We start from the raw sequence: 12,350 nt of genomic DNA on the forward strand, positions 1-12,350 counted from the left end.
GAACCCGCGCTTCTGTGGTTCGTGATCATGGTGGCTGTGACCTTGCAGACCAGCTTCCTCACGCCGCCTGTTGGCTTTGCGCTCTTCTACCTCAAGGGTGTCTGCCCGCCAGAAATCCGCCTGATCGACATCTACAAAGGCATCATCCCCTTCGTATTGCTTCAGCTGACTGGTCTTATGCTGGTCTACCTCTGGCCACAGCTTGCCACCTGGTTGCCCTCTGTCGCTTATTAACGGAGCTTGAAAATGCGTCTGGCCCATTGCCACAATTTCCACGACTTCCGCGAACTTGCCCGCCGTCGTCTGCCCGGTCCGATCTTCAACTATATCGACGGGGCTGCCGATGACGAGGTGACCTATCGCCAAAACACAGCTGCCTTTGATCGCTGTGACCTGCTGCCTTCGGTTCTGACCGGCGTGCAGGACGTGGATATGTCTGTCACGGTGATGGGCCAGAAGCTCGACATGCCGATCTACTGTTCGCCAACCGCGCTCCAGCGTCTGTTCCACCATGACGGGGAACGCGCTGTCGCGGCAGCGGCAGAAAAATACGGCACGATGTTCGGCGTGTCCTCTCTGGGCACCGTCAGCATCGAGGAAATGCGGGCCAAACACAAAAACCCGCAGTGCTACCAGTTCTATTTCCACAAAGATCGTGGGCTGAACCGCGCCATGATGCAAAGCGCCAAGGAAAGCGGAGTGAACGTCATGATGCTGACCGTGGACAGCATCACCGGCGGCAACCGCGAACGCGACCTGCGCACCGGATTTTCCATCCCTTTCCGCCTGACACTTGGTGGGATGATGCAATTCGCAATGAAGCCGATGTGGGGCATCAACTATGTCACCCACGAAAAATTCGCGATGCCGCAGCTGGATAAGTTCGTGAACATGGGCGGTGGTACCTCGTCGATCGGCAACTACTTCTCGAACATGCTCGACCCGTCGATGAACTGGGACGACGTGGCGGAAATGGTGCAGGAATGGGACGGTCAATTCTGCCTCAAGGGCATCATGACCGCCAAGGACGCTCGCCGCGCCGTGGACATCGGCTGTACTGGCATCGTTCTGTCGAACCACGGTGGCCGCCAGCTGGACGGATCGCGCACGCCCTTCGATCAGCTCAAGGAAATCGTGGACGAGGTCGGGGACGAAATCGACGTTATCATGGACAGCGGCATTCAGCGCGGCACCCATGTGCTCAAGGCACTGTCGCTGGGCGCCAAGGCTGTTGGCGGCGGGCGGTTCTACCTTTACCCTTTGGCCGCAGCTGGACAGGCGGGTGTCGAACGCGCGCTTGGCCTGATGAAAGCCGAGATCGAACGCGGGATGAAACTGATGGGCGTGACCTCGGTCAGCCAACTGTCCCGCGATAACCTGCGATTCCGCTAACCGGAGTTGGAAATGGACAACCGCGCGCTTCTCGCTGAACTACGTCAGATCGTTGGACGTCGTCATATTTTCACTTCTCCCCGCGCAACCCAGCGGTTCCGCAAAGGGTTTCGGTCGGGTGAAGGCGAGGTTCTGGCCGTTGTCCAACCCGCAACCCTGCTTGAGCAATGGGAAATCCTCAAAGCCTGCGTGGCCGCCGATAAGATCGTCATCATGCAGGCCGCGAATACGGGCCTGACCGAAGGCTCCACCCCGAACGGCACCTATGACCGTGACGTGGTTTTGGTGAACACCCGCCGCATGGATGGCCTGCGCCTGATCCGTGACGGCAAACAGGTCATTAGCTTTCCAGGGGCGACGCTCTTTGCGCTTGAAAAGCTCCTCGACCCGCTGAACCGTCAGCCCCATTCCGTGATTGGCTCGTCCTGCATCGGCGCATCTGTCGTTGGTGGCGTCTGCAACAACTCTGGCGGCTCATTGGTCGAACGCGGCCCGTCCTACACTGAAATGGCGCTCTACGCGCAGATCACCGCAGACGGCACGCTCGAACTTGTGAACCACCTCGGGATCAATCTGGGCGACACAGCACAAGAGATCCTGACCCGTTTGGAATCTGGTTCTTTTACAGAGACTGACATCGACGACACCAATCGTAAAGGGTCAGACACCGACTACGTGACCCGCGTCCGTGATGTGACAGCCGACACCCCTGCCCGTTTTAACGCCGACAAACGCCGCCTGTACGAGGCCGCTGGCTGCGCCGGCAAGCTCGCTGTTTTTGCGGTGCGTCTGGACACCTTTGAAAAGAACACGTCAGAGCGCACCTTCTACATCGGCACCGATGACACCGCCGCGTTGACCGATCTGCGCCGCGCGATCCTGTCTGATTTCGCCTCCCTGCCCGTCAGCGCCGAATACATGCACGCCGACGTGTTCGACATCTCGGACCGCTACGGCAAAGACACGATGGTCATGATCGACAAACTGGGCACCGACCGTTTGCCCATGTTCTTTGCGATCAAGGGTTGGGTTGATGCGCGACTGGCGAAGGTCCCGTTCATGGGCCGCTTTACGGATCAGTTCATGCAAACCCTGTCGCGTGTTTGGCCCGACATCCTGCCTGCATTGCTCCGCGATATGCGGGCCAAACACGAACACCACTTGATCCTGAAGATGCGCGACGACGGCATTGCCGAGGCGCGCGCGCTCCTCGACAAGATGGCGAGCGACGGCCGCCTGTCGTTCTTTGAATGTGACCCGCGCGAAGCGAAAATGGCGGGCCTCCTCCGCTTTGCCGCTGCGGGCGCTGCAATCCGATACAAAGCGATTCACGCTGCAGAGGTCGAGGACATCATCGCCCTCGATATTGCGCTGCGCCGAAACGACGAGGATTTCCTCGAACGGCTCCCGTCTGAGATTTCGCAACACCTGACCTATAGCCTCTACTACGGTCACTTCATGTGCCACGTGATGCATCAGGATTACGTGGTCAAAGCAGGCGCGGACGTCAAAGCGATCAAAACCGCGATGCTTAAACTGATTGATGAACGCGGCGCTGAATACCCAGCAGAGCACAACGTCGGCCACCTTTACGCGGCGAAACCCGACCTCGCCAACTTCTACAAATCCATCGACCCAACCAACAGCCTCAATCCGGGCTTAGGCAAAATGTCGAAACGCAAACACTATGCGGAGCAAGACTAAGCGCCCCAATCGCGGAAGATTGACCCGAATAAACTAAAGTTTGCGCTTCTGCGTTTGGCAGTCATTAACAAAGCGCCGTATAAGTTACTGGAGTATACGTACAATCCAGTCGCGGATGCCAATGGCCTATGTCACCGAAACCAACGATGCCGTCGCATCGACACAGACGCCCTATGCGATCTCTGTGGGTGACTATTTTGTCGGCTACCTCGCCCAAAATAACGAAGACTGGATAGAGGTCACTTTAACCGCTGGAACAACCTACACGGCTGCGATGGCCGGTTTGGGCACGCAGTCGGCCGCGGTGTCTGATACCTACCTAACCCTCTATTCCTCAAACGGCAGCAATATTACGGTCGACGATGACAGTGGCCCCGGTCTTTACTCCAACCTGACCTATACCCCCACGACCACGGGCACCTATTACCTCGCTGCAGGCAGCTACAATGGCGGCAGCAGCGGCGACTTTGCAGTGTCTTTGGCCATCGGGACCAAGGCGGACTACGATCTCGCGATGGGGTCATCCGCGCTGATCCGCTCGGACTCCACGTGGTCCAGCGCCCCCGCGACAGGCGCGACTGTCACGTGGGGATTTCGGGACAGTGGCACTGCGCTAGACGCAGACGGCAAAGCGGCCCCGTTTTCCCAACTCTCCGCCGCCCAAATGGATGCCGCAACCGAGGTTGTAACCTACGCAGCGAGCCTCACAAACCTGACACTGACCCAAGTCGCCGCTGGCGGAACCACGAACAATGCCACGATCCTCTTGGCTGGCTACACGTCATCGACCGACGGCGCAGGGGCCTATGCCTATTTCCCAGGGAGCACCGCTGCCTCAAACGCGGCGGGTGATCTTTGGGTGAACAACCGCTGGGTGTCGACCAGTTCGCTCGACGTTGGCAGCTACTCCTACTTCGTTTTCTTGCACGAATTCGGTCACGCCATCGGCCTGTCCCACCCTGGTGATTATGACGTGGTCGCGGGAACGACGATCACCTATTCATCAGCCGCTCAGTTCATCTCGGACAGCCACCAATATTCGGTGATGAGCTATTTCGACGAAGCCAACACCATGCAGAACATGGGGCTCTATCCGCAGACATATATGCTCTACGACATTTACGCGCTGCAAATGCTCTACGGTGCGAATACGACGACCAACGGCGGCGACTCTGTCTACGGGTTTAACTCGAACGTGGGCGGCGTGTTTGACTTCTCGACCAACACGTCCCCTCTCCTCAGCATTTGGGACGGGAGTGGGTCGGACACCATCGACCTGTCAGATTTTACTACAGGCCAACTCCTCGACCTTAATGATGGGGCGTTTTCCAACATCGGCGGATATGACGGCAACGTCTCAATCGCCTATGGCGCTGTGATCGAAAACGGAATCGGCGGCACGGCGGCGGATACGATCAATGGCAATGAATACGCCAACACGATCCGCGGACTGTCGGGCAATGACACCATCAACGGCGGCGCGGGCGACGACCACCTGTTCGGCAACCTAAACCACGATGTGATCCGCGCAGGTAGCGGCGCTGACGATGTCCGCGCGGGCTGGGGCAACGACACAGTTTACGGCGGCGATGGCGATGACCAGCTCTACGGCTACATCGGCCATGACCGCATCTACGGCGAGGCTGGCAACGACAGCATTTTTGGCGACCGAGGACGCGATATCCTGAACGGCGGTGAAGGGGACGACTACATCCACGGCGGCGCGGATAACGATTTCATCGCGGGCGAAGAAGGCAACGACATCCTCATTGGCGGGTCTGGCGATGACGAGCTCTATGGCTTTACAGGCGATGACTCCCTGCATGGTTGGGACGGGAACGACCTGCTGCGCGGTGGCGAAGGCAATGATTTCCTTGCAGGAAACGAAGGCAACGACACGCTCTACGGGATGGACGGAAACGACCAACTCTATGGCGCGACGGGGAATGACACACTGTCAGGCGGCGCGGGTGACGACCTCATGCGCGGCGGCCAAGGGTTTGATACATTTGTTTACGATGCAGGCAATGATCGGATCGGGGATTTCCTAAACGACGTTGATCGCCTGTCCTTAGACAGTGCCGCACTCGGTCTAAACGGCCTCTCAGCCCAAGAAATTGCCGATATGGCGACCCAACTCGATACCGCGCTGTTTTGGGATTTCGGCGGAGGGAACACGCTGACCCTCGACGATTGGGAAGATGCCAACGACATCGTTGACGACATCTACCTGTTTTGAAAAAGGCCGGTGTTTCCACCGGCCTCTCGTTCGTTACTTCAGATCGAACCGATCCAGTTCCATCACCTTGGTCCATGCTTTGACAAAGTCGGCAACGAATTTGCCAGCGTTGTCGTCCTGCGCATAAACCTCGGACAGGGCGCGGAGTTGCGAGTTCGAGCCAAAGACCAGATCAACGCGGGTCGCGGTCCATTTCGCAGCGCCCGTCTTGCGGTCGCGGCCTTCGAACAGCTGATCGCCGTCCACAGGCACCCACGCGGTATCCATGCTCAGCAGGTTGACGAAGAAGTCGTTGGTCAACTGACCTTCACGCTCTGTCAAAATACCATGCTTGGTCCCGCCGTGGTTTGCGCCCAATGCACGCATACCACCGACCAGAACGGTCATCTCTGGTGCGGTCAGGGTCAGCAACTGCGCCTTATCGACCAGCAATTCCTCAGCAGACGCACTGAACTGGCGCTGCTGATAGTTGCGGAACCCATCACTCAGCGGTTCCAGCGGATCAAAGGACTCTGCATCGGTCTGCTCTGCGCTCGCGTCCATACGACCTGGGGTGAACGGCACCTCAATCGCGTGACCCGCGGCTTTCGCAGCCTGTTCAACAGCAGCAGAACCTGCCAGCACGATAAGGTCCGCCAGCGACACCTTCTTACCGCCTGCCTCGAACTCGGCCTTGATCCCTTCGAGAACGCCAAGAACCTTCGCCAGTTGATCAGGCTCGTTCGCATCCCAACCCGATTGCGGGGCCAGACGAACGCGCGCACCGTTGGCTCCACCGCGCAGGTCAGACCCACGGAAGGTCGAGGCAGACGCCCAAGCCGTCAGCACCAGTTCACGGGTCGACAGACCAGAGGCCAAGATCTTGGCTTTCAGATCAGCGATCTCAGCCGCGTTGACAACCTCGTGGTCGCAAGCTGGGATCGGGTCCTGCCAGATCAGATCTTCCGCAGGAACATCCGCACCGTAATAGCAGGCTTTCGGACCCATATCGCGGTGGGTCAGCTTGAACCACGCACGAGCAAACGCATCTGCGAACTGGTCAGGGTTCTCAAGGAACCGCTTCGAAATCGGCCCATAGATCGGGTCCATTTTCATCGACATATCCGCAGTCGTCATCATCGGGCGATGCTTTTTCGACGGGTCATGTGCGTCGACGACCATGTCCTCGTCTTCGCAATCAATCGGGTGCCACTGGTGCGCACCTGCTGGCGACTTGCACAGTTCCCAATCGTATTTGAACAGAACCTTCAGATAGCCCATGTCCCAAGTGGTCGGCTTCGGCTTCCACGCACCCTCAATACCAGAGCTGATCGTGTCGGCACCCTTGCCCGAGCCAAAGCTCGACGCCCAACCAAAGCCCATCTGTTCAATCGATGCGGCCTCTGGATCAGCACCAACATGCGCCGCGTCACCCGCACCATGCGATTTACCAAAGGTGTGACCACCGGCAACCAGCGCAACGGTTTCCTCGTCATTCATCGCCATACGGCCAAAGGTTTCGCGCACGTCGCGGCCAGAGGCGACAGGATCAGGCGTCCCATCTGGACCTTCTGGGTTCACATAGATCAGACCCATCTGAACCGCTGCCAGCGGGTTTTCCAACTCGCGATCACCCGAATAGCGGCTGTTTTCTTTGTCCGACGTGGCAAGGAACTCTGCCTCTGGACCCCAATAGATGTCCTCTTCAGGCTCCCAGATATCCTCACGACCGCCGCCAAAGCCAAACGGCTTCAGGCCCATCGATTCAATCGCAACGTTGCCCGCGAGGATCATCAAATCCGCCCAGCTCAGCGCGTTGCCGTATTTCTGTTTGATCGGCCACAGCAGACGGCGCGCCTTGTCGAGGTTCACGTTATCCGGCCAAGAGTTCAGCGGCGCAAAACGCTGCGTGCCCGAACGCGACCCACCACGACCGTCAGCTGTGCGGTAGGTGCCCGCAGAGTGCCACGCCATACGAATAAAGAACGGACCGTAGTGCCCGTAGTCCGCAGGCCACCAGTCTTGGCTATCAGTCATCAGCGCGGTCAAGTCCGCCTTTACAGCGTCGAGGTCGAGCGACTTGAACGCTTCAGCATAGTTAAAATCGGGGTCCATTGGATTGCCCGCAGGCTGGTTCTGATGAAGCACCTTCAGGTTCAGCTGGTTTGGCCACCAATCGCGATTCCCACGGCGATCATTGCGCACATTGGGCATCGCGCCATGAATAACAGGGCATTTACCGCCAGTATTTCCGTCCATAACACTCTCCATCATAGGTCTGGGCGCGGGTTCATCCGCGCCAATCTGGAAGAAGCCTAACGAGAGTTTAGAATAAGTAAAAATTAGATATTCTGATTGTCGCGATAATTAATACTTATCACTAATGGTCCAACCGCCACGCCAAAACTGCTGCCGTTTTAGCCGTATCAATCGGCTCCTCCAGCCAGTCAAAAACAGGTTCTAATCCAGAAGGATCGTCATAAAACGTCGCATAATTCGTCAGGATCGCACGCTCTGGATACTGCGCGGCATAGTTTGCAAACCGTGCATCCATCCCTTCGACCAAACGGTGCACGTCTTCGCGATCCCAGTCTTTCCACCACCCAGAACGTGCCACCTCATCCACGTCACGCGTATTGAAAATGAACCGAGCGTTTTTGAAATGATGGTGCATGAAATCGAGGACCATTGGGAAATCATCACCCAAGGCGTTGTAACGGATTTCCTTAAACCCGAACCAACGCGCATCATTGGGCGGCGTCAGCACGTTTTCCACAAAGGCATCGACCAAGGCCGCCCCGAATTTCACCGGCCGCATCTGATCGGCACCGTGCCACGGATGATCAGGACCGCGCGGTTCTTCCCCCCACGAATAGCGTGTCATCCGCACCCGCCGCGCCGCGCCCCAAATACACTCCATCGCGTTGTGGTTTTCACCACGGATCGTGGCGCCATCAATCGTCATCAACAAGTTCTGCAATAGCGTTGACCCACTGCGCCCATAGGTCACAATGAAAATACAGCCCTTGAGGTTGGGGTATGTGGCATCAAAACGATGGCTCATTTGACCCTCTCAATCTCTGGTCGGAACCAAAGCCCACGCCAAAACGCAGCATAAATCGCCCGCCGAAACTGCCAAGGCGTCCCACGCATCTGACGGTTCGCCCGAAGCCAGAACTCTGCCACGCCAGCCCAGCCCATCATCCGCAGCCGCGCCGAAGTTTCGTTCCGCGCTCCGTACCTGAATTTCCAGAGCGTCTCCCGCGTGATCAACCCGTAATTCACTCCTTGGTTAACGGGCAAATCGTGCACGACCACACTTTCAGGCACGAATAGACCGGGATGGGACCGCGCCAACCGCTGCGTATACTCCGCATCGTCATACCAAATGAAGTAGTCCGAAATCGGCAGCCCATGCGCCTCAATCGCCCAACGCGGGATCAGGCAGGACACGAACGAACAAGACGACACGAGGAACACCGGCGCGTCAGGCGCATAAAACCGCGGCCAATCCCAAACGGGCGCAGGCGTGTTCATCTCGCAATGCCCGCCATCCGTCCATTTTACCCACGAACAGGCAAACGGCGCGCACCGCCCCGCGTTCGTTTCGAACTGGGCTAGAGCCTGTTCGAGCCGCTCAATCGCCGTCGGCTCGGGATAGGCATCGTCATCGCTCACCCAAACCAGATCGGCACCATCCACATAGGCGCGTTTCAGCCCGAGGTTAAAGCCACCCGCCCCGCCGATATTCTCATGCAAACGCAGATACTCGACGCCAATCGCGACCTCAGCCGTATGATCCATTGAGGCATTATCGACCACGTAAATCACATCTGGAACGCGCGTCTGACCACGCAGCGCGGCCAGAACTTTCGCCAGTTTATCCGCCCGATTATGGGTGACGATGACAGCGGCAAGTTTGGTCATTTGGCCCCCAGCGCCTCGCGATAATACCCCGTAATCACATCCTCCGCAGAAGGCTCAGCAATAAACGTTTCTAGGTTTTTCCACAAAGTTAGAGCCTGTTTTTCCAAAAACGCCCCATCCCGCCACAAACGGTCCACGATGCGCACTATCCCCCGAACAGTCTGCGCAGGCTCTTGCGGCGTCAACAGGTCTTGCGACAGCAGTTCACCCATCGCACCGACGTCGGTGGCAATCGGGATCACCCCTTCTTCAATCGCCTCAATCGCGACAAGCGCGAGGCCCTCATTCGCGGACGGCAGGATCAATATATCCGCACCCCTTAGAACCGCCCGCACATCCGCGCCGCTCGGATGAAATGTAATCCGAGCGGACAAACCCTTGGCCTCGGCGATCTGCCGAGCAAACCGCAAAAATGGCCCCTCGCCCACCATATCAAACCGCAGGTCCACACCGTTCTTTCGCCCCCACCGCACCAAACGAGCCATCGCCCAAAGCGCCGTCATAGGTCGCTTCTGGTAGGCCATCCGCCCGACAAAGGCGACCCGCAGCGCGGTCTGCCGGGGTTGCATCCGAACAGCCGCGACTTCTCTCTTTTCAATCATCCGCCCAAGATCAACAGGGCAGTCAAACCGATCTCGATAAAAGTTAACCAACTTACGACTGATCACATGCGTCCGATCAAGGTGCCCGCTCCACACCCCTGAAATCCGAACAAACCCGCCGTCCATATGCTCCACAATATGCGTGCTGTCATAGGTCCGAACCCACGGCAGTTGACGGCGGATCACAGGCAAAGCGGCGTAAAGGGGAACGCAATGATGGATATGAATTGCAATGATATTCTCTTGCAAAACAACATCTTGAACGAGTACGCCCCACTCTGAACGGGGACGATCAAGCCAATCCAGCACCGTCACGCCCTCGGGCGCAACGCCCCGTGATCGCTCGGCCACGACGAACACCCGCAGCCCCAAATCCCGCGCCCATTCGATGCAATCCCGCGCGAGCGTCTCGGCCCCGCCGACCGCAAACCAGTGCATTCCTATGAGGATCGCAGGCGGTTTTGCGTGGTCAGGTCGGGTTCGATCCCCCATTAGAATGCCGTTCAACGGACGCCATTGATGCCGCCCAATCTGACGAGAGAACAGTCGTTCCCGAATATAGAGCAAACGCTCTACAACGAACGGGGCAACCTGATAGCCAGCGGCCAGCAGGGACTCATAAGGCAATCTTTCTGGCGCTTCCGTCATAGTTAATTCCTACCCGACCATATGCGCCATAGAAAGACAATCAAGGTTAACAGGCCCTTACCAGAGCGAACGCCGCATTAGCCGAACCTTGGGAATTTAACCTTAATGTTGATGAAAATTTCAGCCCCAGAGGTCCCTATGCCCGATACGTCCGCCACCCTTTCGCTCCCCTATCTGATGCCCGCTCAGGCGCAAAAACACGTCACACATAACGATGCCCTCGACCGTCTCGACCTCGTTGTGCAGCTCGTTGTCAGCGAATTCGACGCGGCCAATCCCCCCGCCAACCCGACCGAAGGCGACTGCTACGCGATTGGCCAAACTCCAACTGGAGACTGGATCGGTAACGCGGGGCAACTCGCCGTGTTTCAGAACGGCGGCTGGGTCTATGTCATCCCACAAAACGGTTGGCTAGCGACGACCGAGAGTGGTGATATTAGGCTCTATTCTGCCGGAACTTGGGTCGATGCACGCAATCAGTCTGCGCTCCATAACCTCCCCGAACTCGGGATCAACGCCTCTGCCGACAGCACCAATCGCCTGTCAATTTCCTCTGACGCGGTGCTTTTGAACCACGCGGGCGCCGGTCATCAGGTGAAGGTGAACAAGGCAACACCTGCCGACACTGCCAGCCTCCTTTTCCAATCGAATTGGTCGGGCCGCGCCGAGATGGGCCTCGCGGGAACGGACGATTTCGCGGTGAAGGTCAGTGCGGATGGAAGCACCTGGACGACCGCCCTTTCAGTCGCGGCGGCCAATGGCAACGTCACCTTATCTCAGGCATTAACCTTAACGCCGACGACCGCCCCCACCTCGCCCACCGCTGGGATGCTCTATTTCGACGACACAACGACAAAGCTGCGGTGTTACGACGGCACCCAATGGCATGACCTGTTTTGACGGATTGCCGAGCCGCGCTCGATCAGGCTAGTGATGGGTATGGACCTACTTTTGATACATACTGGCGGCACCATCGGCATGGTGCCCACGGCCAACGGCCTCGCCCCGCAAAAGGGCGTGGTCGAGGACGCAATCGCGGCGCGGCTACCCACTGGCGTGACCTTGCATCAGCACGTTTTTGATCCGCTTTTGGACTCGGCTGATGTTGGGCCAAAGCACTGGAACGAAATTCTATCGGTGCTGACCGATCACCCCGTTATGCCCGCGATCGTAACGCATGGCACCGACACGATGTCCTTCACCGGCGCAGCTCTGTCACAGGCGCTGGCGGATCTGGACCGTCGGGTCATTCTGTGCGGATCGATGCAACCCTTGAACACGGGCGGTGATGCCGAAGGGAACCTCGATCTCGCGCTTGATGCCGCGCTGAACCACAGCGACGCGGGCGTGTACTTATCCTTTGCGGGCAAGCTCTTACCCGCTGATGGCCTGACAAAATACGACAGCCACGCGGACGATGCTTTCCGCTACATTCCACAGACACTTTCATCCGCCCCGACCCGTCGTCAGTTTGACGCGCAACGCCTCGCCGTCGTGACGTTGACGCCCGATTTTCCCGTCGCTGCCCTATCTGCAATGCTGTCCGAATTGGATGGCGCGGTGTTGCGGGTGTTTGGTGCAGGGACCGCGATGAACAATCCCGCGCTCTATAACGCCCTGAAATCCGCGATCGCAGACGGCAAACGCATCCGTGCTGTCAGCCAAAGCACGACGGGCGGGTTAGAACCGGGTGCTTATGCGGCGGGGTCGGAATTATGGGCGGCGGGCGTTGAAAATGGCGGGTTAGAGACGCCAGAGGCCGCCTTGATCCACCTTTGGCTCAATTAAGCGGCCAAATTTCAAAAATTTCGACCTGCTTTTTCAAAGCAAAGCGCCGCACCCATCGGGTGCGGCGCAAC

Annotated in this window: 10 protein-coding genes; 6 read left to right on the plus strand and 4 right to left on the minus strand. The window is 57.9% G+C overall.

The annotated features are described in order from the left end of the window. The 4 genes from QWY83_RS02885 to QWY83_RS02900 all read left to right on the plus strand — a co-directional run. A partial coding sequence (locus QWY83_RS02885) for a TRAP transporter large permease subunit (RefSeq protein ID WP_290245361.1) occupies nucleotides 1–234 on the plus strand: 234 nt, incomplete at its 5' end. A gap of 12 nt (nucleotides 235–246) precedes the next feature. Next, entirely contained in the window at nucleotides 247–1,392 is a 1,146-nt protein-coding gene (locus tag QWY83_RS02890) for an alpha-hydroxy acid oxidase (protein WP_249947251.1), read from the plus strand. A 12-nt stretch (nucleotides 1,393–1,404) separates the two neighbouring features. Beyond that, nucleotides 1,405–3,096, plus strand: a complete 1,692-nt coding sequence (dld, locus tag QWY83_RS02895; RefSeq protein WP_249947250.1) for a D-lactate dehydrogenase — start codon at nucleotides 1,405–1,407, stop codon at nucleotides 3,094–3,096. Nucleotides 3,097–3,217: 121 nt separating this feature from the next. Beyond that, on the plus strand, nucleotides 3,218–5,335 hold the full coding sequence (locus tag QWY83_RS02900) for a M10 family metallopeptidase (RefSeq protein ID WP_249947249.1): 2,118 nt from the start codon (nucleotides 3,218–3,220) through the stop codon (nucleotides 5,333–5,335). A 33-nt stretch (nucleotides 5,336–5,368) separates the two neighbouring features. Here the strand turns inward: QWY83_RS02900 and katG are convergent, their stop codons facing one another. The 4 genes from katG to QWY83_RS02920 all read right to left on the minus strand — a co-directional run bounded on the left by katG (nucleotide 5,369) and on the right by QWY83_RS02920 (nucleotide 10,491). After that, entirely contained in the window at nucleotides 5,369–7,573 is a 2,205-nt protein-coding gene (gene katG, locus QWY83_RS02905) for a catalase/peroxidase HPI (protein ID WP_249947248.1), read from the minus strand. Between the two features lie 121 nt (nucleotides 7,574–7,694). Then, nucleotides 7,695–8,378 (minus strand): sulfotransferase, encoded by a 684-nt coding sequence (locus QWY83_RS02910; RefSeq protein ID WP_249947247.1) that lies wholly within the window; start codon nucleotides 8,376–8,378, stop codon nucleotides 7,695–7,697. Continuing rightward, a complete protein-coding gene (locus QWY83_RS02915; RefSeq protein ID WP_249947246.1) occupies nucleotides 8,375–9,241 on the minus strand; it encodes a glycosyltransferase family 2 protein in 867 nt (288 codons plus the stop codon). Before QWY83_RS02915 ends, QWY83_RS02910 begins: the two co-directional genes overlap by 4 nt. Continuing rightward, on the minus strand, nucleotides 9,238–10,491 hold the full coding sequence (locus QWY83_RS02920; RefSeq protein ID WP_249947245.1) for a glycosyltransferase family 4 protein: 1,254 nt from the start codon (nucleotides 10,489–10,491) through the stop codon (nucleotides 9,238–9,240). The genes QWY83_RS02915 and QWY83_RS02920 overlap by 4 nt, the downstream gene beginning before the upstream one ends. A 138-nt stretch (nucleotides 10,492–10,629) precedes the next feature. On the opposite strand from QWY83_RS02920, the gene QWY83_RS02925 reads away from it, so the two are divergent. Further along, a complete protein-coding gene (locus QWY83_RS02925; RefSeq protein ID WP_249947244.1) occupies nucleotides 10,630–11,391 on the plus strand; it encodes a DUF2793 domain-containing protein in 762 nt (253 codons plus the stop codon). A gap of 39 nt (nucleotides 11,392–11,430) precedes the next feature. Beyond that, entirely contained in the window at nucleotides 11,431–12,279 is an 849-nt protein-coding gene (locus QWY83_RS02930; protein WP_249947243.1) for an asparaginase domain-containing protein, read from the plus strand. Nucleotides 12,280–12,350: the final 71 nt, after the last annotated feature.

Origin of the sequence: Marivivens donghaensis (assembly GCF_030410045.1) — a bacterium.
Lineage (GTDB): Bacteria > Pseudomonadota > Alphaproteobacteria > Rhodobacterales > Rhodobacteraceae > Marivivens > Marivivens donghaensis.